The following is a 20,236-nucleotide window of genomic DNA, read 5'->3' on the forward strand; positions in this document are numbered from 1 at the left end:
CTACTCGGGCGGAATCTCGACCCTGCGGCGCACGCCGTCGAGGGCGTCCGCGGCCTCGATCTCGCCGCGGGTCACCCCGAGGATGAACAGCACGGTGTCCAGGTAGGGATAGCTCAGCGACGCGTCGGCCACCTCGCGCAGCGCCGGTTTGGCGTTGAACGCCACCCCCAGCCCGGCCGCGGCCAGCATGTCGATGTCGTTGGCGCCGTCGCCGACCGCAACGGTCTGCTCCATCGGCACCCCGGCCTGGGCGGCGAAGTCTCGCAGCGCCTTGGCCTTGCCGGCGCGGTCGATGACCGGGCCGACCACCCGGCCGGTCAGCTTGCCGTCGACGATCTCCAGCTTGTTGGCCGCGACGAAGTCGAGCATCAGCTCGTCGGCCAGCGGCTCGATCACCTGCCGGAAGCCGCCCGAGACCACGCCGACGTGAAATCCCAACCGCCGCAACGTGCGCAGCGTGGTGCGCGCGCCCGGGGTCAGCTCCAGCTGCGACGCCACCTCCTCGACCACCTCGACGGGCAGCCCCGCCAGGGTTGCCACCCGCTGGTGCAGCGAAGCGGCGAAGTCCAGCTCTCCGCGCATGGCGGCGTCGGTGATCGCCGCGACGGCGTCCTGCGCGCCCGCCCGGGCGGCCAGCATCTCGATGACCTCGCCCTGGATCAGCGTCGAGTCGACGTCGAACACGATGAGCCGCTTGGCCCGCCGCGACAGGCTGTAGTCCTCGACCGCCACGTCGACGCCGGCATCGGCGGCCACCCTTGTCAGCGCGGCCTGCAGCTGCCCGCCGACGCCCGGCGGCACCGACACGCGCATCTCCAATCCCGTGACCGGATAGTCGGAGATGCCGCGGATGACGTCGATGTTGACCCCCAGCCCGGCCACCTCCTGGGCCACCGCGCCGAACGCCTCGGCGGTGATCGGGCGGCCCAGCACGACAATGGTGTGCGTCGAGGGCTCCCGGATGATCGGCAGGTCGTCGCTGCGCTCGATCGTGGCGTCCAGGCCCTTGGCGTGGATCGCCGCCGCGACGTCTGTGCGCAGCGCGTCGCCCTCGGCCACCTCCGGCGTGGTGGACACCAGCACGCCCAGCGTCAGCCGGCCGCGGATCACCACCTGTTCGACGTTGAGCAGCTCGACCTTGTGCGACGAGAGCACTTGGAAGAGCGCCGACGTCACACCCGGTTGGTCGACACCGGTGACGGTGATCAGCACCGACACCTTCGGCACGGTCACCTCGAGACGACGGTCAGCTGCGGACTTCGACGTCGTCGGCTTCGGTGACGTCGCCGCCGGAGGGATGCGGGCCGCGGCCCACGTGTGCTTCGGCGCGCATGCGTTCCACCATGTGCGGGTAGTGCAACTCGAAAGCCGGCCGCTCCGAACGGATTCGGGGCAGCTCGGTGAAGTTGTGCCGCGGTGGCGGGCAGCTGGTGGCCCACTCCAGCGAGTTGCCGTAGCCCCACGGGTCGTCGACGGTGACGACCTCGCCGTAGCGCCAGCTCTTGAAGACGTTCCAGACGAACGGAATCATCGACGCGCCAAGGATGAACGCCCCGATCGTGGAGACGATGTTGTACATCTGGAAGCCGTCGGTGGGCAGGTAGTCGGCGTAGCGGCGCGGCATACCGGCGTCGCCCAGCCAGTGCTGGATCAAAAACGTGGTGTGAAACCCGATGAACGTCAACCAGAAATGCAGCTTGCCCAGCCGCTCGTCGAGCAGCCGTCCGGTCATCTTCGGGAACCAGAAGTACACCCCGGCGAAGGTGGAGAACACGATGGTGCCGAACAGCACGTAGTGGAAATGTGCGACCACGAAATAGCTGTCGGTGACATGGAAGTCCAGCGGCGGGCTGGCCAGCAGCACACCGGTCAGACCACCGAGCAGGAAGGTCAGCGCAAAGCCGATCGAGAACAGCATCGGTGTCTCGAACGTCAACTGGCCCTTCCACATCGTGCCGATCCAGTTGAAGAACTTGATCCCGGTCGGCACCGCGATCAGATACGTCATGAAGCTGAAGAACGGCAGCAGAACAGCACCCGTCGCGAACATGTGGTGCGCCCACACCGCAACCGAGAGCACCGCGATCGACATCGTCGCGTAGACCAGGGTGGTGTAGCCGAAGACCGGTTTGCGGGAGAACACCGGGAAGATCTCGGTGACGATGCCGAAGAACGGCAGCGCCACGATGTAGACCTCCGGGTGGCCGAAGAACCAGAACAGGTGCTGCCACAACAGAACTCCGCCGTTGGCCGAGTCGTAGACGTGCGCGCCCAGGTGCCGGTCGGCGGCCAGCCCGAACAACGCCGCGGTCAGCAGCGGGAAGGCCAGCAGCACCAGGATCGAGGTCACCAGGATGTTCCAGGTGAAGATCGGCATCCGGAACATCGTCATACCGGGCGCGCGCATGCAGACCACCGTGGTGATCATGTTGACCGCGCCCAAGATGGTGCCCAGACCGGCGACGATCAAGCCCATGATCCACAGGTCCGGCCCGGCGCCCGGGGAGTGAATGGCGTCGGTCAGCGGTGTGTAGGCGGTCCACCCGAAGTCCGCGGCGCCGCCCGGGGTGATGAACCCGGCCATCGCGATCAGCGAGCCGAACAAGAACAGCCAGTAGGAGAACGCATTCAGCCGCGGGAAGGCCACGTCAGGCGCGCCGATCTGCAGCGGCATCACCAGGTTGGCGAAGCCGAACACGATCGGGGTGGCATAGAACAGCAACATGATCGTGCCGTGCATGGTGAACAGCTGGTTGAACTGTTCGTTGGACAAGAACTGCAGCCCCGGCGAGGCCAGCTCGGTGCGCATCAGCAGCGCCAGCAGGCCGCCGATGAAGAAGAAGACGAAGCAGGTGACGACGTACATGATGCCGATCAGCTTGTGATCGGTCGTGGTCACCAGCTTGTAGATCAGGTTGCCCTTGGGGCCGGTGCGCGCCGGATAGGGGCGACTGGCCTCGAGTTCTCCCAGTGGGGGCGCTTCGGTTGTCAAGAGCTCCTCCAAGACGTCGGGCAACCGGGAACTTCTGAGAATCCTAACCTTTGAGGGGCGCCGCGCAGGCCCGGGTCCTACAAACCGTCGTAATGAGCCCCGTAGTGCGCCCGGAGACGGTGTTACCGTCGGACGCGTGTTTTCCAGCCGCCTGCGACCCGCCGTCGTGCTGGCCGCCGCGGCCATCACATTTACAGCCGTGGCCTGCACGTCCGGCTCGCCCGGCGGCAAGCCGGCGTCGCGGTCGGTGATCACCAGCACCACCCAGATCGCGGGCGCCGGGGTTGTGGGCAACCAGCGCCGGCCCGACGAGTCCTGCGCCCCGCAACCGGCCGCGCCGGCTCCGGGACCGCCAATGCGCCCGGTCCACAACGCGGCGGGCGTGCAACCCGACGTGGTCGACGTGCACGCGGACCCGCAGCGCATCGTGGCGCTGTCCGGCGACGCGCTCGACGCCCTGTGCGCGCTGGGGCTGCAGTCCCGCGTCGTGGCCGCCGCGCTGCCCGACGGCTCGTCGGGCCAGCCGTCCTACCTGGGCACGATCGTGAACCGGCTGCCGGGGGTGGGCAGCCGCAGCGCGCCGGACCTGGCCGGCGTTGCGGGCGCCAAACCGGATCTGATCGTGGGCTCTGCGGGGTTGACGCCGCAGCTGTACCCGCGGCTGGCGGAGATCGCCCCGACCGTGTTCACGGCGGCGCCGGGTGCCGCGTGGCAGGACAACCTGCGCGGTGTCGCGGCGGCCAGCGGGCGCGCCGGCGCCGCCGACGCGCTGATCGACGACTTCATCGCCAAGGCCCGCGAGGCCGGTGCCGCGCACGACGCCGCGCACTACCAGGCGTCGATCGTGCAGTTCACCGAGAAGACCGTGCGGGTGTACGGCTCAGAGAACTTCCCCGCCACGGTGTTGGCCGCCGTCGGCGTCGACCGCCCGCCGTCGCAGCGCTTCACCGACAAGCCGTACATCGAGATCGGCGCCAGCGACGCCGACCTGGCCCGCGGCCCGGATTTCTCGGCGGCCGACGCCGACATCGTCTACGTGTCGTTCGCGTCGCGAGCCGCCAAGGACCGCGCGCCCGCGCTGCTGGACAGCGATCCGTGGCGCAAGCTGTCCGCCTACCGCGACAACCGGGTGTTCATCGTCAACAACGAGATATGGCAGACCGGGCAGGGCCTGGTCGCCGCCCGCGGCATCGTCGACGACCTGCGCTGGATCAACGCCCCGATCAACTGAGCGCGGCGCTTGTGACGTTGCCCTCAACGGGAAGAAATACATAGTTTGCCTAGGCTATTATTTGGGGCATCCCCCAAAATCCGATTACTCAGACACGCGCAGGTACGAGGTTTTTCCGATGAGCACTGTTTCCGCGTATGCCGCCACCTCGGCGACCGCACCACTGACCAAGACCACGATCGACCGCCGCGATCCCGGCCCGCACGACGTGGCCATCGACATCAAGTTCGCCGGCATCTGCCACTCCGACATCCACACCGTCAGGGCCGAGTGGGGCCAGCCCAACTACCCGGTGGTTCCCGGCCACGAGATCGCCGGCGTGGTAGCGGCCGTGGGTTCCGAGGTGACCAAGTACAAGGTGGGCGACCACGTGGGCGTCGGCTGTTTTGTCGACTCGTGCCGCGAATGCCCCAACTGTCTGGCCGGCCTGCAGCAGTACTGCACCGGCGGCGGCATGATCGGCACCTATAACGCGGTCGGCCGCGACGGCCAGCCGACCTACGGTGGCTACAGCCAGGCGATCGTCGTCGACGAGAACTACGTGCTGCGTATCCCCGATTCGCTGCCGCTGGACGCCGCCGCGCCGCTGCTGTGCGCGGGCATCACGCTGTATTCGCCGCTGCGGCACTGGAATGCCGGGCCCGGCAAGCGGGTCGCGGTGATCGGGCTGGGCGGCCTGGGCCACATGGGCGTCAAGCTGGGCAAGGCGATGGGCGCCGAGATCGCGGTGCTGTCGCAGTCGCTGAAGAAGATGGAGGACGGCCTGCGGCTGGGCGCAAGCGAGTACTACGCCACCGCCGACCCGGACACCTTCAAGAAGCTGCGCACCAGCTTCGACCTGATCCTCAACACGGTGTCGGCCAACCTGAATCTCGGCAACTACCTGAACCTGCTCAAGGTGGACGGCACGCTGGTGGAGCTCGGCATGCCCGAACACGACATGGCGGTGCCGCCGTTCCCGCTGGCCGGCATGCGGCGCAGCCTGTCCGGGTCGATGATCGGCGGCATCCCCGAAACCCAGGAGATGCTGAACTTCTGCGCCGAGCACGGCGTCACACCCGAAATCGAGGTCATCGAGGCCGACTACGTCAACGAGGCCTACGAGCGGGTGCTGGCCAGCGACGTGCGCTACCGCTTCGTGATCGACGCCTCAACTTTGTGAGGCGTCGGCCTCCTCGGCGCTGACCCCGGCCAGCGGCCATCCGGCGGCGGCCAGCGTGGCGGCTACCCGCCTGATGTTTTCCGGGCCGGCGTCGTAATGGGTCATGTCGGAGATGAACTCGGCGATCTCGTCGTGGTCAATCTCGCTGTCCGCCAAGCCGTTTGACTTGCTGGCGGTAATGTTGTGCACCACCTCTGCCAGCTGCTCTTCGGTCAGCGGCGTGCTGCGTAGCAACGCCAGAAGCGGTACCCGGTCGGGCCCGGGAACGCCGTCGGGATAGCCGGCCTGTAGCCAGCGCAGAACCGAACTCAGGAATGAAGGGGTGGCCACGACGTCCAGTCTTGTGCCGGCCGGTCGTTACCGCCACTCGACGCCGCACAACTCACAGAACTCATAAGCCGCTCACAGGCATACGCTTAACTACGCCAAGGTGGGAGGCCGCGATGATGAGGTTCGTTCTGGCCGGCGCCGCGGTTGCGGCTGCGATGGTCGCGACGCCGGGAGTCAGCTCGGCGCAGTGCGACCCCAACATGTCGCACATCGTGGCAACCAACGAGTGCAAACGCCACCGCCGCCGCCATCCTGGTACACACCACCGCCACCGTATGCGCCGATGTATGCCCCGCCTGACGTGCCGCCGCCCCCCGAAACGCCGCCGCATCGCCATGGCCGGTCCACCCGGTCTGGGACGGGGGTCGACAGCAGTGGGTCTGGATAGGGATCTGAGCTTTAGAAGTCCCAGTCCTCGTCCTCGGTGACAACGGCCTTGCCGATCACGTACGACGATCCCGATCCGGAGAAAAAGTCGTGGTTCTCGTCGGCGTTGGGTGACAGCGCCGAGAGGATCGCCGGGTTGACGTCGGTCTCGTCGCGCGGGAACAAAGCCTCATACCCGAGGTTCATCAGTGCCTTGTTGGCGTTGTAGCGCAAGAACTTCTTGACGTCCTCGGTCAGCCCGACCTCGTCGTAGAGGTCCTGGGTGTACTCCACCTCGTTGTCGTAGAGCTCGAAGAGCAACTCGTAGGTGTAGTCCTTCAATTCGGCTTGCTTGGCAGCGTCTTCCAGCGCCAGTCCGCGCTGGAACTTGTAGCCGATGTAGTAGCCGTGCACCGCCTCGTCGCGGATGATCAGCCGGATCATGTCGGCGGTGTTGGTCAGCTTGGCCCGGCTCGACCAGTACATGGGCAGGTAGAACCCGGAGTAGAACAGGAAGCTCTCCAGCAGCGTGGAGGCCACCTTGCGCTTGAGCGGCTCGTCGCCGCGGTAGTACTGCATCACGATCTCGGCTTTGCGCTGCAGGTTGGGGTTTTCCTCCGACCAGCGGAAGGCGTCGTCGATCTCGGCGGTCGAGCACAGCGTGGAGAAGATGTTGGAGTAGCTGCGCGCGTGCACGGACTCCATAAACGCGATGTTGGTGTAGACGGCTTCCTCGTGCGGGGTCAGCGCGTCGGGGATCAGGCTGACGGCGCCGACCGTGCCCTGGATGGTGTCCAGCAGCGTCAGCCCGGTGAAAACCCGCATGGTCAGCTGCTTTTCGTGATCGGTCAGCGTGCCCCAGGACGGGATGTCGTTGGACACCGGCACCTTCTCGGGCAGCCAGAAGTTACCGGTGAGCCGGTCCCAGACCTCGGCGTCCTTCTCGTCTTGCAGACGGTTCCAGTTGATCGCCGAAACGCGGTCGATCAGCTTCAGTTTTTCGGTCACCAGAACCCCACTTCACCAGGACGTATGGTCGGCTGTATTGAGACTTCAAACACTACCCCTGGGGTCCGACAACCGGCCGCAACACAACACCTAGTGCCTGGGCGTGTCTCTTCGAGGCGCATCGAAACTGCGGCCAGTGCGGGGAAATGGCCGAATCCACGCCCTCACCGCAGGACTCCGCTATGCGCCCACCCCGAAGAACTGGTACTCGGCGGGGCGCAGCGAGCGGGTGCCCATCCAGTACTGCCAGGTGTAGCCGCCCCACAGCACCCGGTTGTTGCCGTGCTCGTCGAGGTACCAGCTGCTGCACCCGCCGGAGTTCCACACCGAGCGCCCGAGCTTGCGCTGCAGCTCCTCGTTGAACCGGTCCTGCGCCGCGCGGGTGGGGGCCAGCGCCTGCGCGCCGAGCCGGTCGCACGCGGCGATCGCCTCGGCGACGTAGCGGATCTGGGATTCGATCATGAACACCACCGAGTTGTGCCCCAGCCCGGTGTTGGGCCCCAGCAGGAAGAACAGGTTGGGCACGTCGGCGACGGTGATTCCGCGGTGTGCGCCAAGGCCTTCGCGGTTCCAGCGGTCGACCAGGTCCTCGCCGTGCATGCCCTTGATCTGAACGTAGGTGTAGGAGTCGGTGACATGGAAGCCGGTGGCGAACACGATCACGTCCGCGCGACGCTCCGTGCCGTCGGCAGTGACGATGCCGTCGGGCGTGATGCGGGTGATGTGGTCAGTGACCAGCTCGGTCTTCGGGTCGGCGACTGCCCGATAGTAGGTGGAGGAGTTCAGGATTCGCTTGCAGCCGATCCGGTAGTTCGGGGTTAGCTTGCGGCGCAGTTCGCGGTCCTTGACCGCGCGGCGGATGTTCCACTTGCCCAGCGCCTCACCGACTTTGAGAAGGTTGGGCCGCTTTGTCATGCCAACCGCCACCGCCTCGTGGCCCCAATAGAGCGCGGTGCGCAGCGCCAGCCGTAAACCGGGGATGCTCGCCAGGGCGCGACGCAACCCGGCGGGCAATTCCTCGTTGGTGCGGGGGATCACCCACGGCGGAGTGCGTTGGTAGAGCTGCAGTTCGGCGACCTGGCCGACGATCTCGGGCACGATCTGGATGGCGCTGGCCCCCGTGCCGATTATCGCCACCCGCTTGCCGGTCAGATCGACGTCGTGGTCCCACTGCGCGGAATGGAAAGCGGCGCCACGGAATTCGTCGCGGCCCTCGATGTCGGGGACCGACGGGATGTGCAGCGCGCCGGCGCCGGAGATCAGGAACTGGGCGACGTACTCCCGGCCGTCGTCGGTGAACACATGCCAACGGTGCTCCTCGTCGTCCCAATGTCCGCGCTCGACAAGCGAATTGAACTCGATGTAGCGACGCAGCCCGTATTTGTCGGTGACGCCCTTGAGGTAGTCCCAAATCTCGGGCTGGTAGGAGAACAGGTGTTTCCAGTCCGGCTTGGGCTCGAAGGAGAACGAGTACAGGTGCGACGGGATGTCACATGCGCAGCCCGGGTAGCTGTTATCCCGCCAGGTGCCGCCGATGTCGTCGGCCTTCTCCAGGATCACGAAGTCCACGCCCTGGCGCTGCAGGGCGATCGCCATGCCCAGGCCGGAGAACCCGGTCCCGATGATCACCGCGCGGGTGTGCACCGGCGGTTTGTGTGCTGCCTCCTGCGGCGCCGACTCAGTAATGGTCACCCGGCGATCCTACCTGGGAACGCTGGTACCGGGTACTTCAGCGCCCCTCGGTCAACAACGCGATCGACCGGCGCAGCTCTTGCTCGGGCGGGGCGGGCGGCAGCGGCGCCTCGGGGCGGGCGCCGAACGCGTCGACCATCAGCGCCGCGAACCGGCGCCACGCGTCCGGCGCCGTGGTGGCGGTTGTCTTGAGCACGCCGGCGTTGGCCATCAGCATGACGACGACGTCGCCGGCCGCCGCGTCGGGCCGCAGCTTTCCCTCGGCCTGCGCCCGGCGGATGAGCTCGCGGAGCTTGTCCACGGTCTCGTTGGTGCGCTGCTCGACGGCGCTGGTGGCCGGAAACGCCGTGGTCAACAGGTCGCGCAGACCGGCATCGCCGGCCTGCATCTCGCAGAGCTCGAAGACCAGCGTGCGGAAGCCGTCCCAGGCGCTCGGATTGGCCAGCGCGCGATCCACCGCCTCGGTGTAGCGGGAGATGTTGCGCTCGAACGCGGCGGCCGCCAGGTCAGGGCGGGTCGGGAAGCGCCGATACAGGGTGGCCACCCCTACCCCGGCCCGGCCGGCGATCTCCTCCAGCGGCACCGAGAGCCCGCGCTCGGCGAACAACTCGGCGGCGGCGGCCAGGATCCGGTCGCGGTTGAGTTTGGCGTCGGCGCGAAGTGGCCTGGCTCCCTTTTCGCGCGGCGCTGCGCCTGAAATCACAGGTCGACGATACCCGCCGAACTGGAGGAAGACATCCGCTTATGCGTATCTTCGAGAACCGTAAGCGGTAACTACCCTCCACATACGAAACGGAGCACACACATGGCCGTCACACTGACTGCCCCGGAGCTGACGCACGCAGGCCGGCACCGGGCTCCCAGCCGGGACGGGATGCGCGGCAACCCGTGGTGGACGTTGATCGCGGTTTCGCTCGGCGTCATCATGGTCGGTCTCGACGCCTCCGTGGTGGCCATCGCCAACCCGCGCATCGCCACCGACCTGCACGCGTCGCTGTCGGACCTGCAGTGGATCACCGACGCCTACATGCTGGCGCTGGCCTCGCTGCTGATCTTCGGCGGAAAGCTCGGCGACCGATTCGGCCGTCGTCAGATGTTTTTCATCGGTGTGGTCGGGTTTGCCGCGACGTCGGTGGGCATCGGGCTGATCGGCACGGTCGGCGGCGTCATCGCCCTGCGCACCCTGCAGGGGGTGTTCGGGGCGCTGCTGATGCCGAGCACCCTGGCCATCGTCCGGGCCGCATTCCCGCCGGAAAAGCTCAACGCCGCCGTCGGGATCTGGGGCGCCGCGTCGGGTGTGTCGATCGCGGCCGGGCCCATCGTCGGCGGCCTGCTGGTCGAGCATGTCAGCTGGGAATCGGTGTTTTACATCAATGCGCCGATCGCGGCCGCCGCCTTGTTGATCGGCGCGCGCGCGATCGTCGAGACGCGCAGCGCCGGCGAGCACCATCTCGACATCCCGGGGATCGCCACGCTGTCGGGCGGGCTGTTCTTGATCGTGTTCGGGTTGATCAAAGCCCAGAACTGGGGCTGGCTGGCCGGCCGGACGCTCGGTGTGCTGCTGGCGGGCCTGGCGGCGCTGGCGGTGTTCGTGCTGATCGAACTGCGCGCAGCCGAGCCGCTGCTGCCGATGCGGCTGTTCGCCAACCGGTCGCTGTCGATCGGCACCGCGGTGGTCGTCATCGACTTCTTCGCGCTGTTCGGCGCGGTGTTCTTCTTGTCGCTGTACCTGCAGAACGTGCAGGGCTACTCCCCCGTCGAGACCGGTGTGCGCACGCTGCCGCTGAGCCTGACGCTGATGGTGACGGCCCCGCTCAGTGGCTGGCTGACCGAGAAGTTCGGGCCGCGCCCGGCCATGGTCGTCGGGCTGGGCGCCGTCGCTGGAGGGCTGTTCTCGCTGGCGTTCCTGCGCGCCGACTCCGGGTACGACGCGCTGTGGCCGGCATTCGTCTTGCTGGGTGCTGGGATCGGCCTGGTACTGACCGCCAGCTCGGACGCCATCGTCGGAAACGCCAGCGTCGACGACGCCGGACTGGCCGGCGGCCTGCAGAGCACCGCCGTGCAGCTGGGCGGAGTGTTGGGCACCACGATTCTGGGCTCGGTGGTGTCGAGCCGGGTCGGTTCGGTGCTCGTCGAGCAGCTCACCGCGGCCGGCACGCCGGCGCCGATCGCCGCAAAACTGACGGCTGCGAAAGAGCTTGTGGCCCAAGGTGTTACGCCGACAGTCCCGGGCATGCCCGCCCCGCTGGCGCATGCGGTAGCGCAGGGTAGCCACGGCGCGTTCATGGTTGGGCTGCACGCCTCGATGGTGGTGGCCGCCGTGGCAGCGGCTGTCGGCGCGGTGCTGGCGCTGTACGTGCGTCGCGGCGAGGGTTAGCTGGCTTCGCGCGGCGCCGCGCTGTGAATCGGCAAGTCGGGATCCATCTCGATGCCGAGCAGCTCCGCGGTGCCGCCGATCACGCCCATCATGATGGTCGTCAGATGCTCGACGAACTTGTCGTGGGGCATGCGGCGCGGGCTGTCGGGCTCGGGGCCGAGCCACCAGTCGGTGGCCGACTGGGCCGACCCGAACGCGGCGAACGCGGCGAGTTCGATCGCGGCACGGTCGAGCTGCATCTCGCGCAGCTCGTTGTTGAACATCTCGGCCATCGCCAGGGTGATCTCGCGGCCCTCGTTGAGCGCCCGCATCGTCGACTCGGAGCGCTCGGGGAAGCGGCCCTGGATGAAAAACCGCAGCACGTTGGGATGTTGCTCGACGAGGTTGACGTACTCCTCGACACTGCGCCGGATGATGTCGCGAGCCGAGTTGGTGGCGAAGTCGACCGACGGGAAGACCGCCGCCCACAACATGTCGCGCAGCCGTTCGCCGATCGCCTGGAAAAGGTCGGATTTGTCGTGGAAATGCCGGTAGATCTTGGGTTTGGCGGTGCCGGCCTCTTCGGCGATCTCCCGCACGCTCAATTCGGGTCCCAGCCGGTCGATGGCGCGGAAAGCCGCCTCGACAATCTCGTCGCGCACCTTCTTGCGGTGTTCGCGCCAGCGTTCGCTGCGCGCGTCGACCTTGCCCCCGGGTCTGGGGCCCGGGTGGGGTCGAGGGATTCTCACCACGTCAAGCACTTTACCGCGTTGCGGTCGCTGACCTGGGAAGACCGCTTGCCGAGTGTGAAACCCACGACGCGACACGCCGCGGAACCGTCGCCATTCACACTCGGCGCAAGGCCGGCTACAGCATGCAGGACACGCAGCCTTCGACCTCGGTGCCTTCCAGCGCCATTTGCCGCAGCCGGATGTAGTAAAGCGTCTTGATCCCCTTGCGCCAGGCGTAGATCTGCGCCTTGTTGACGTCGCGGGTGGTCGCGGTGTCTTTGAAGAACAGCGTCAGGCTCAGCCCTTGGTCCACATGCTGGGTGGCCGCGGCGTAGGTGTCGATGATCTTCTCGTAACCGATTTCGTAGGCGTCCTGGTAGTACTCCAGGTTGTCGTTGGTCATGTACGGCGCCGGGTAGTAAACCCGGCCGATCTTGCCTTCCTTGCGGATTTCGATCTTCGACACGATCGGGTGGATCGAACTGGTCGAGTGGTTGATGTAGGAGATCGACCCGGTCGGCGGCACCGCCTGCAGGTTCTGGTTGTAGATGCCGTGCGCCTGCACCGATTCCTTGAGCCGCCGCCAGTCGTTCTGGTCGGGGATGCGGATACCGGCATCGGCGAAGAGCTGACGTACCTTGGGGGTCTTGGGCTCCCAGACCTGCTCGGTGTACTTGTCGAAGAACTCCCCCGACGCGTACTTGGACCGCTCGAAGCCCTTGAAGTGCGTACCCCGCTCGATCGCAATGCGATTCGACGCCCGCAGCGCATGGTAGAGCACTGTGTAGAAGTAGATGTTGGTGAAGTCGATGCCCTCTTCGGAGCCGTAGAAGATCCGTTCGCGGGCCAGATACCCGTGCAGGTTCATCTGCCCGAGCCCGATCGCGTGAGATTCGTTGTTGCCCTGCTCGATCGAGGGCACCGAGTAGATGTGGGTCTGGTCGCTGACCGCCGTCAGCGCCCGGATCGCCACCTCGATGGTCTGTGCGAAATCAGGCGAGTCCATGGTCTTGGCGATGTTCAGCGACCCCAGGTTGCACGAGATGTCTTTGCCCACTTTGGCGTACGAGAGATCCTCGTTGAACAGCGACGGCGTGGACACTTGCAGGATCTCCGAGCACAGGTTGGAGTGGGTGATCTTGCCTTCAATGGGATTAGCCCGGTTCACCGTGTCCTCGAACATGATGTACGGGTAGCCGGATTCGAACTGCAGCTCAGCCAGCGTCTGGAAGAATTCGCGCGCTTTGATTTTGGTCTTGCGGATGCGCGAGTCGTCGACCATTTCGTAGTACTTCTCGGTGACCGAGATGTCGGCGAACGGCAGCCCGTAGACGCGTTCGACGTCGTACGGCGAGAACAGGTACATGTCCTCGTTCTTCTTGGCCAGCTCGAAGGTGATGTCGGGAATCACCACGCCGAGGCTCAGGGTCTTGATCCGGATCTTCTCGTCGGCGTTTTCGCGTTTGGTGTCCAGGAAGCGATAGATGTCGGGGTGATGCGCGTGCAGGTATACCGCGCCGGCGCCTTGGCGCGCGCCGAGCTGGTTGGCGTAGGAGAACGAGTCCTCGAGCAGCTTCATGATCGGGATGACGCCCGAGCTCTGGTTCTCGATGTTCTTGATCGGCGCGCCGTGTTCACGAATGTTGCTCAGCAGCAACGCAACTCCCCCGCCGCGCTTGGACAGCTGCAGAGCGGAGTTGATGGAGCGCCCGATGGACTCCATGTTGTCTTCGATGCGAAGGAGGAAGCAGTTGTGCACGACCGTGCCGCGAATCGTGTAGGTGTGCGTGCCATCGACGTGAAGGTTGTACACCGTCGCCGGAACTTCGTGCGTACGCTTCAGTTCGCGGATTCCGTACACGTGCCGCCCATGCACAACCTGATAAGTCTTGCGCGACGACCCTTTTCGACCTAGGTAGTTGTGCAGGTTCTTGCCGACATCGAAAATGAACTCTTCATTCGTGCCGGGCAGCCCGGGGACGAATACCTGCCCCGTCACATTGCCTGCTTGATTGACGTACTGGCGGACGGTGGACACGATGCCGACTCGGCGCAGGAGGAGTTGTACCTGATCGACCAGTTCGGGGTTCACCAGGTCGAGCATCATCCCGCCGGTGGTGCAGCACCCGTCGCCGCGGAACAGCCCGTCCAAGAGTCCACGCTGGAACTCTTCGTCGGCTGTCAAGACGTCGTGGGACAACCGCTTTGTGTGATACGCCGTCCCAACCATGGAGAGGAACAGCGAGGCGACCACCATGCTGTTGCAGATCATGCGGACCGACTGGTCCGACACGCTGTGGTGGACAGCCAGGTCGGCCGCGAATACTCGTTTGAACGCCGCGCCCAACTCCTGTTGGTACTCGAGTTCGTGTGCGCCGAGCGTGAAGTGAATGCCGTTGGCGATCATGCCGTCTGAGCCTGACCGCTTGGAGACGTGTCCTTCGGCGATGTACCAACCAAGGATGAGGCCGAGGTCGTACGACTCCTCGACATAGCGGTTCACAGAGACAAAGCGCATGCGGTGACGCTGCTTGCTGCGGTGTTTCAAGTCGGAGTTGACCTTGCGGATGAGACCGTCGACCTCTTCGTACACCCCCGAGCCGACATACTTCATCAGGTCATAGATCCGCCGCTCGCGTCGCTGGAGCGGTGCCGCCGTCACGATGAAGTCGCTAGCCTGAACGTCTTTGGCAGCGAGCCAAACAAATCCGTTGAACGGATCGGCGCCGTCGCCTTCGATGAGCGTCTCGACTTCCCGCGTCGTCCACACGAGGATCGGATGCTCTGGAGTGCACCGGATGGGCTCTTTGTGCCCGAAGTGCGAAATCGACACCAGAGGTTGGTCGTTGGGATTCTCGACAACGGACTCGACAACGGAGAAGGACCCGTCGTGCGAGAGCACCCGGTCACCCGGCTGCAAAGACTCGATCGCCTTCGGACCTTCAGGTGTATCCACTGGCGTTCCGGCTGGGAAACACGAAACTGGCTCGCCGCGTTGCTTTTTGCCGGAATTGAGGAACGTCGGGGTGGCCGGCTGGAACCGGCCGTCGATGATCTCGTCGACCAGCTTCTCGGCCAGCCCCGTGTCCCCGGCCGCCAAAGTCAGCGCCACCATCACGACGCGGTCCTCGAAGCGCTCCAGGTAGCGCTTGCCGTCGAAGGTCTTGAGCGTGTAGGAGGTGTAGTACTTGAAGGCGCCGAGGAACGTCGGGAACCGAAACTTCTTGGCATAGGCCCGATCCAGCAGGCTCTTGACGAAGTTGCGCGAATACTGGTCGAGAACCTCACGCTCGTAATAGTTCTCGCGGATCAGGTAGTCGAGCTTCTCGTCCTGGTTGTGGAAGAAGACGGTGTTCTGGTTGACGTGCTGCAGGAAGTACTGGTGCGCGGCTTCGCGGTCCTTGTCGAACTGGATCTTGCCGTCGGCGTCGTACAGATTCAGCATCGCGTTCAGGGCGTGATAATCCGTCTCGCCCGGCAATGCGTGCCCGGCGGGCGTTACACGCTCTGCAGTTGCGGCGGTTGGGGGCACGTGTCGTCCTTCCAAAAGTCAGCCAGACCCGCACGGACGGCCTCTACGTCGTCCGGGGTTCCCATCAGTTCGAACCGGTACAGGTACGGAACGCCACACTTGCGGGACACCACATTGCCCGCATAGGCGAATTCGGCACCGAAGTTGTTGTTGCCCGCGGCGATGACCCCACGGATCAACGAGCGGTTGTGCTCGTTGTTCAAAAAGGCGATCACCTGCTTGGGGACGTAGCCGCCGTCGTTGATGTCCGGGGTGGCGCGGCCACCGCCGTAGGTCGGCAGCACCAGGACGTACGGCCTGTCCACCTCGATGCGGCCGTGCAGCGGTATCCGCGTGGCGGGAATGCCCAGCTTCTGCACGAAGCGGTGGGTGTTCTCCGACACCGACGAGAAATAGACCAGGCTGCACGACGGCACGGCAATCTCCTAGGCGGTCAGCGCGGCACCGGCAAGCGCCTTGATCCGGTCCGGCCGGAAGCCCGACCAGTGCTCGTTGCCGGCCACCACGACGGGAGCCTGCAGGTAGCCCAGCGCCATGACGTAGTCGCGCGCCTCGCTGTCAATCGAGATGTCGACCTTCTCGTACGGGATGCCCTCTTTGTCCAGCGCCTTGTAGGTGGCGTTGCACTGCACACATGCCGGCTTGGTGTAGACGGTGATGCTCATCGGCGGTACGGCTCCTCTGCTGGGAAGGGACTGGCAACTACTCGGTACTGCATGTGCGCTGTTGGTTCAGCAGACCGTCACGCCCCGGAATTCCCCTGTTCGCCGACCGCGTAGGCCGGCTCATTGATCCCTGCCCTGGCGGCCCGGCTGACCGGGTGAACCCGGGGCCTGTCGGTGTGCTGAAACACTACACCTAGTGGGTGACAATAAGAAGGGATACAACATCTTCTGAACAACATTCGTGAAATTCCCTGGTCGTAAGCCTGCGTCCCACCTCCTCATCGGCGTGTCGTAGATCACAATTCGGCCTCGTCGGCCCTACCCGGGGCATGCGGACACGTCTACCATCGGCCACCGACAGGCGACGCCCGGAAGCGGCCTTCCGGGCGTCGCTCAGCAAACGAATATTCAGCTCACTTCGGCGGCCAGTTTGCCGACCACGTCGCGCACATTGGCGGTGAGCTCGGCATGCTCGCTGGGATGCTTGCCGTCCAGCGACTTCAGCGGCACCGACAGCTTGATCGCCTCGACCACGCGAGGACCGGCGATGCCGAACGACTTGCGGGTCTCGTCGTGCGCCCACACCCCGCCATAGCGGCCCTGCGACCCGCCGATGACGGCCAGCGGCTTGCCTTTTAGCGCGCTGTTGCCGAAGGGCCGGGACAGCCAGTCGATCGCGTTCTTGATCACCGCGGGGATGGTGCCGTTGTATTCCGGGGTGACGACCAGGGCGGCGTCGGCCTCGGCCGCCGCGGCACGCAATGCGGTGACCCCCGCCGGCACGTCGGCCTCGTTGTCGATGTCCTCGTTGTAGAACGGCAGCTCGCCCAGTCCGTCGAAGACGGTCACCGCGACGCTGTCGGGGGCGACGTCCGCCGCCAACTGGGCGATCTGTCGATTGACCGAGGCTGCACGCAGGCTGCCCACCAAAGCCATGATCTTGATGTCCGGCACTTCGGGATTCCCTTCCGTTGTTGGTCTACATCCTTGCACGACCAAACCGGACCGTAGTCCGGTTTGTTCCGTCCGCGTTACAGTGCAGTGGTGAGCGTCGCCGATCGCTCGGGTGAGCTGCCCGTTTCCGCCCCGCAAGAACGCGGTGACGCGGCGCGCAACCGCGAACTATTGCTGCAGGCGGCGCGGCGGCTGATCGCCGAGCGGGGCGCCGACGCCGTCACGATGGACGACATCGCCGCCGCCGCCGGCGTCGGCAAGGGCACGGTCTTCCGCCGGTTCGGCAGCCGCGCCGGGCTGATGATGGTGCTGCTCGACGAGGACGAGAGGGCTAGCCAGCAGGCGTTCCTGTTCGGTCCGCCGCCACTGGGCCCGGATGCGCCGCCGCTGGATCGGCTGCTGGCCTTCGGCCGCGAGCGACTCTGCTTCGTGCACACCCACCACGCACTGCTCTCCGCGGCTAGCCACGAGGCCCGCTACAGTGCTCCCGCCGCGGTGCTGCACACCCATGTGCGGATTCTGCTGGAAACGGCTGGCACAACCGGAGACCTCGACGTCCAAACCGACGCGCTGCTCGCCCTGCTCGATGCCGACTACGTCGAGCACCAACTGCACCGCGGCCACACCCTGGACACGTTGGGCGACGCGTGGGAAAGCTTGGCGCGCAAGCTTTGCGGCGTATGACCTGGATCCTGCACGTCGACCTCGACCAGTTCCTGGCGTCGGTGGAACTGCGTCGGCACCCTGAATTGGCCGGGTTGCCAGTCATTGTCGGCGGCAGCGGCGATCCGACCGAACCGCGCAAGGTCGTCACCTGTGCCTCGTACGAGGCGCGCCAGTTCGGGGTGCACGCCGGTATGCCGCTGCGCACCGCCGCCCGCCAGTGCCCCGATGCCACGTTCCTGCCGTCGGATCCGGCCGCCTACGACGCCGCGTCCGAGCAGGTGATGGGGCTGCTGCGCGATCTCGGCCACCCGGTGGAGGTGTGGGGCTGGGACGAGGCATTCATAGGCGCCAGCGTCGAAGATCCGGTGGCACTGGCCGAACAGATTCGTGCCGTCGTCTCCAGTGAAACCGGGCTGTCCTGCTCGGTGGGGATCAGCAACAACAAACAGCGCGCCAAGGTGGCCACCGGCTTCGCCAAACCCGCCGGGATTTACCAACTCACCGACGCCAACTGGATGTCGGTGATGGGCGATGGGCCGGTCGACGCGCTGTGGGGAGTCGGACCGAAGACCGCGAAAAAGCTTGCCACCCTTGACATCACCACGGTCCGCCAGCTCGCGCAGTCCGATGCCGAGTTGCTCACCTCCACGTTCGGCCCGCGGACCGGACTGTGGCTGCTGTTGCTGGCCAACGGGGGCGGCGACGACGTCGTCAGCGCCGAGCCGTGGGTGCCACGCTCGCGCAGCCACGTCGTCACCTTCCCGCGCGATCTGACCGACCGAGACGAGATGGCCGCGGCGGTAATCGAATTGGCGCGGCGGACGTTGAGCGAGGTGGTCGCCGAGTCGCGGATCGTCATCCGCGTCGCCGTCACGGTGCGCACCGCGACGTTCTACACCCGTACCAAGATCCGCAAGCTGGACGCCCCCACGGTCAACGCCGACACCGTCGTCGCCGCCGCACTGTATGTGTTGAACCTGTTCGAGCTGGACCGCCCGGTTCGCCTGCTCGGCGTGCGACTGGAACTGCAGATGCCGCTAGCGTGACAACGCCTTTTGGCGCAGCGCCGTCGTGAAGAACACGTTGACCTGACGCATCGCCACGCTGTAGGGCCACCACGCCAGCCGCTTGAACGCATAGAGTGCACGGATGTCCGCCGAGGTGTAGATCAGGTAGCGGTTCTTGGCGACGCCGGCCAGGATCTTCTCGGCCGCCTTCTCCGGAGTGACGGCATGACCGCTGAAGCGGTTGATCCACCGCTGCACATTGGGGTCCTCGCGATCGACGCCGGCGATCTCGACGGTGTTGACCAACGGGGTGTTGACCGCGCCGGGCACCACCACCGACACCCCGATGCGATGCCGGGCCAGATCGAAACGAAGCACCTCCGACACCCCGCGCAGCCCGTATTTGCTTGCGCTGTAAGCGGCATGCCACGGCAGCGCGACCAGTCCGGCCGCCGACGACACGTTGACCAAATGGCCACCACGGCCGGCCGCGACCATCGGTGGGATGAACGTCTCGATGACGTGGATCGGGCCCATCAGGTTGATCGCGACCATCTTGCTCCACTGCTCGTGGCTGAGCTGGTCGACGGTTCCCCACGCCGACACCCCGGCGATGTTCATCACGATGTCCATGCTCGAGTGGCGGCTATGGATATCGGCGGCGAAGGAGGCGACCTGCTCGTAGTCGGCGATATCCAGTGCCCGGTGCTCGGGCACGTCGGCGCCCAGCGCGCGGGCGTCGGCCACGGTTTCCGCCAGACCCTCGGCGTTGCGGTCGGTCAGATACAGCTCGGCGCCCTGGGCGGCCAGCCGTAACGCCGTCGCGCGGCCGATGCCGCTGGCCGCACCGGTGAGAAAGCATTTCTTGCCCGCATAGGTCGTCGCCATGGCGGAGACGATAGCGCCGGTAACGTCAGCGGCCCGTCGACCCGCCCCACAAGGCATGCAGCCATAACTGCTCGAGCACGCGGATCCCGCGCTGCACATCGCCGTCGGGCCCCAGGTAGGCGCTGTCACCGGAGAGCATCTGCGCGGTGGTGACCGACAGCGTGCGGACCAGCGCCGGGATGTCGTCGCTGATCGGGTGCGCGGTACCGGCTTTCAGCTCGTCCTCGACGACGCCGATGATCTGCTCGATCACGCCATTGACCTGCTGATCGAGAAGCTCGCGGATCTCCGCATCGGTGTTGCGCGCGACGTTGCACGCCGACATCACCGGGTCGTTGTGGGCGTACACGGCGGCGGCGCTGCCGACCATCCGCTTGGCGAAGGCGGCCGGCGACTCGTCGGGCCCGCGCGGGGCGAAGTAGTGCGTGAGCTCTTCGAGCTCGTGGGTGGCCTCGGCCAGAATCTGGGCCAGCACAGAGTATTTCGAGTCGAAGTAGAAGTAGAAGCCCGATCGCGCGACCCCGGCGCGGTCGCTGATGGTGCTGACCGACAACTCGGCGAACGGCTTCTCTTCCAGCAGCTCGCGGACCGCCTGCACGATCGCCTGGCGCTGCCGGTCTCCGCGCTTGGTCGGGGCCGACAGCGCTGGAGCCTGG

18 protein-coding genes are annotated in these 20,236 nt (G+C 66.0%); 5 read left to right on the forward strand and 13 right to left on the reverse strand.

The window, feature by feature from the left end:
• Together serB and ctaD are read right to left on the reverse strand one after the other, a co-directional pair.
• Positions 1 to 1,227, reverse strand: a complete 1,227-nt coding sequence (gene serB / locus AWC14_RS24450; RefSeq protein ID WP_162267193.1) for a phosphoserine phosphatase SerB — start codon at positions 1,225 to 1,227, stop codon at positions 1 to 3.
• Between the two features lie 19 nt (positions 1,228 to 1,246).
• Positions 1,247 to 2,992: an aa3-type cytochrome oxidase subunit I gene (gene ctaD, locus AWC14_RS24455; RefSeq protein ID WP_045383512.1), complete on the reverse strand. Its 1,746-nt coding sequence runs from the start codon at positions 2,990 to 2,992 to the stop codon at positions 1,247 to 1,249.
• A 151-nt stretch (positions 2,993 to 3,143) separates the two neighbouring features.
• Between ctaD and AWC14_RS24460 the strand changes: the two genes are divergently transcribed.
• Both AWC14_RS24460 and AWC14_RS24465 read left to right on the forward strand, forming a co-directional pair.
• Positions 3,144 to 4,223, forward strand: a complete 1,080-nt coding sequence (locus AWC14_RS24460; protein ID WP_081968292.1) for an iron-siderophore ABC transporter substrate-binding protein — start codon at positions 3,144 to 3,146, stop codon at positions 4,221 to 4,223.
• A gap of 118 nt (positions 4,224 to 4,341) precedes the next feature.
• Positions 4,342 to 5,385, forward strand: a complete 1,044-nt coding sequence (locus AWC14_RS24465; RefSeq protein ID WP_045383406.1) for an NAD(P)-dependent alcohol dehydrogenase — start codon at positions 4,342 to 4,344, stop codon at positions 5,383 to 5,385.
• On the opposite strand, the gene AWC14_RS24470 is transcribed toward AWC14_RS24465, so the two are convergent.
• The 4 genes from AWC14_RS24470 to AWC14_RS24490 all read right to left on the reverse strand — a co-directional run bounded on the left by AWC14_RS24470 (position 5,374) and on the right by AWC14_RS24490 (position 9,484).
• Complete coding sequence (locus AWC14_RS24470; protein WP_081968286.1) at positions 5,374 to 5,715, reverse strand: DUF3349 domain-containing protein; 342 nt, start codon at positions 5,713 to 5,715, stop codon at positions 5,374 to 5,376. The genes AWC14_RS24465 and AWC14_RS24470 overlap by 12 nt on opposite strands.
• 399 nt (positions 5,716 to 6,114) lie before the next feature.
• Positions 6,115 to 7,089, reverse strand: a complete 975-nt coding sequence (nrdF, locus tag AWC14_RS24480; protein ID WP_099539517.1) for a class 1b ribonucleoside-diphosphate reductase subunit beta — start codon at positions 7,087 to 7,089, stop codon at positions 6,115 to 6,117.
• 180 nt (positions 7,090 to 7,269) lie between these two features.
• Complete coding sequence (locus AWC14_RS24485; protein ID WP_045383412.1) at positions 7,270 to 8,781, reverse strand: flavin-containing monooxygenase; 1,512 nt, start codon at positions 8,779 to 8,781, stop codon at positions 7,270 to 7,272.
• 37 nt (positions 8,782 to 8,818) lie between these two features.
• On the reverse strand, positions 8,819 to 9,484 hold the full coding sequence (locus tag AWC14_RS24490; protein ID WP_045383415.1) for a TetR/AcrR family transcriptional regulator: 666 nt from the start codon (positions 9,482 to 9,484) through the stop codon (positions 8,819 to 8,821).
• 102 nt (positions 9,485 to 9,586) lie between these two features.
• Between AWC14_RS24490 and AWC14_RS24495 the strand changes: the two genes are divergently transcribed.
• A complete protein-coding gene (locus AWC14_RS24495) occupies positions 9,587 to 11,158 on the forward strand; it encodes an MFS transporter (protein ID WP_052425670.1) in 1,572 nt (523 codons plus the stop codon).
• Here the strand turns inward: AWC14_RS24495 and AWC14_RS24500 are convergent.
• The 5 genes from AWC14_RS24500 to AWC14_RS24520 form a co-directional block, all read right to left on the reverse strand.
• Complete coding sequence (locus tag AWC14_RS24500; protein ID WP_045383515.1) at positions 11,155 to 11,889, reverse strand: TetR/AcrR family transcriptional regulator; 735 nt, start codon at positions 11,887 to 11,889, stop codon at positions 11,155 to 11,157. The two genes, AWC14_RS24495 and AWC14_RS24500, sit on opposite strands and share 4 nt — an antisense overlap.
• Positions 11,890 to 12,004: 115 nt before the next feature.
• Entirely contained in the window at positions 12,005 to 15,400 is a 3,396-nt protein-coding gene (nrdE, locus tag AWC14_RS24505; RefSeq protein WP_081968288.1) for a class 1b ribonucleoside-diphosphate reductase subunit alpha, read from the reverse strand.
• Positions 15,367 to 15,816, reverse strand: a complete 450-nt coding sequence (gene nrdI / locus AWC14_RS24510) for a class Ib ribonucleoside-diphosphate reductase assembly flavoprotein NrdI (RefSeq protein ID WP_045383421.1) — start codon at positions 15,814 to 15,816, stop codon at positions 15,367 to 15,369. Before nrdI ends, nrdE begins: the two co-directional genes overlap by 34 nt.
• A gap of 9 nt (positions 15,817 to 15,825) precedes the next feature.
• Positions 15,826 to 16,065: a redoxin NrdH gene (locus AWC14_RS24515; protein ID WP_045383424.1), complete on the reverse strand. Its 240-nt coding sequence runs from the start codon at positions 16,063 to 16,065 to the stop codon at positions 15,826 to 15,828.
• 408 nt (positions 16,066 to 16,473) lie between these two features.
• Positions 16,474 to 17,001, reverse strand: coding sequence for an NAD(P)H-dependent oxidoreductase (locus AWC14_RS24520; RefSeq protein WP_045383517.1), 528 nt, complete (start codon positions 16,999 to 17,001; stop codon positions 16,474 to 16,476).
• A 108-nt stretch (positions 17,002 to 17,109) separates the two neighbouring features.
• Here AWC14_RS24520 and AWC14_RS24525 point away from each other — a divergent pair, with 108 nt between their 5' ends.
• Together AWC14_RS24525 and AWC14_RS24530 are read left to right on the forward strand one after the other, a co-directional pair.
• A complete protein-coding gene (locus AWC14_RS24525; RefSeq protein WP_045383427.1) occupies positions 17,110 to 17,703 on the forward strand; it encodes a TetR/AcrR family transcriptional regulator in 594 nt (197 codons plus the stop codon).
• Positions 17,700 to 18,731 carry a DNA polymerase IV gene (locus AWC14_RS24530; protein ID WP_045383430.1) on the forward strand — a complete coding sequence of 344 codons (1,032 nt, stop codon included), beginning with the start codon at positions 17,700 to 17,702 and terminating at the stop codon, positions 18,729 to 18,731. The genes AWC14_RS24525 and AWC14_RS24530 overlap by 4 nt, the downstream gene beginning before the upstream one ends.
• Here the strand turns inward: AWC14_RS24530 and AWC14_RS24535 are convergent.
• Positions 18,723 to 19,580, reverse strand: coding sequence for an SDR family oxidoreductase (locus tag AWC14_RS24535; RefSeq protein WP_045383433.1), 858 nt, complete (start codon positions 19,578 to 19,580; stop codon positions 18,723 to 18,725). The two genes, AWC14_RS24530 and AWC14_RS24535, sit on opposite strands and share 9 nt — an antisense overlap.
• A 25-nt stretch (positions 19,581 to 19,605) precedes the next feature.
• A complete protein-coding gene (locus tag AWC14_RS24540) occupies positions 19,606 to 20,223 on the reverse strand; it encodes a TetR/AcrR family transcriptional regulator (protein WP_045383519.1) in 618 nt (205 codons plus the stop codon).
• Positions 20,224 to 20,236: the final 13 nt, after the last annotated feature.

Source organism: Mycobacterium kyorinense, from assembly GCF_002101735.1.
In the GTDB taxonomy this organism is placed as follows: Bacteria; Actinomycetota; Actinomycetes; order Mycobacteriales; family Mycobacteriaceae; genus Mycobacterium; species Mycobacterium kyorinense.

What these genes read in the sequence shown, in the direction of transcription:
- AWC14_RS24465 (WP_045383406.1), top strand. Translation starts at nt 4,342, where the DNA reads ATGAGCACTGTTTCCGCGTATGCCGCCACCTCGGCGACCGCACCACTG.
- AWC14_RS24495 (WP_052425670.1), top strand. Translation starts at nt 9,587, where the DNA reads ATGGCCGTCACACTGACTGCCCCGGAGCTGACGCACGCAGGCCGGCAC.
- AWC14_RS24515 (WP_045383424.1), bottom strand. Translation starts at nt 16,065, where the DNA reads ATGAGCATCACCGTCTACACCAAGCCGGCATGTGTGCAGTGCAACGCC.
- AWC14_RS24520 (WP_045383517.1), bottom strand. Translation starts at nt 17,001, where the DNA reads ATGGCTTTGGTGGGCAGCCTGCGTGCAGCCTCGGTCAATCGACAGATC.
- AWC14_RS24530 (WP_045383430.1), top strand. Translation starts at nt 17,700, where the DNA reads ATGACCTGGATCCTGCACGTCGACCTCGACCAGTTCCTGGCGTCGGTG.
- AWC14_RS24535 (WP_045383433.1), bottom strand. Translation starts at nt 19,580, where the DNA reads ATGGCGACGACCTATGCGGGCAAGAAATGCTTTCTCACCGGTGCGGCC.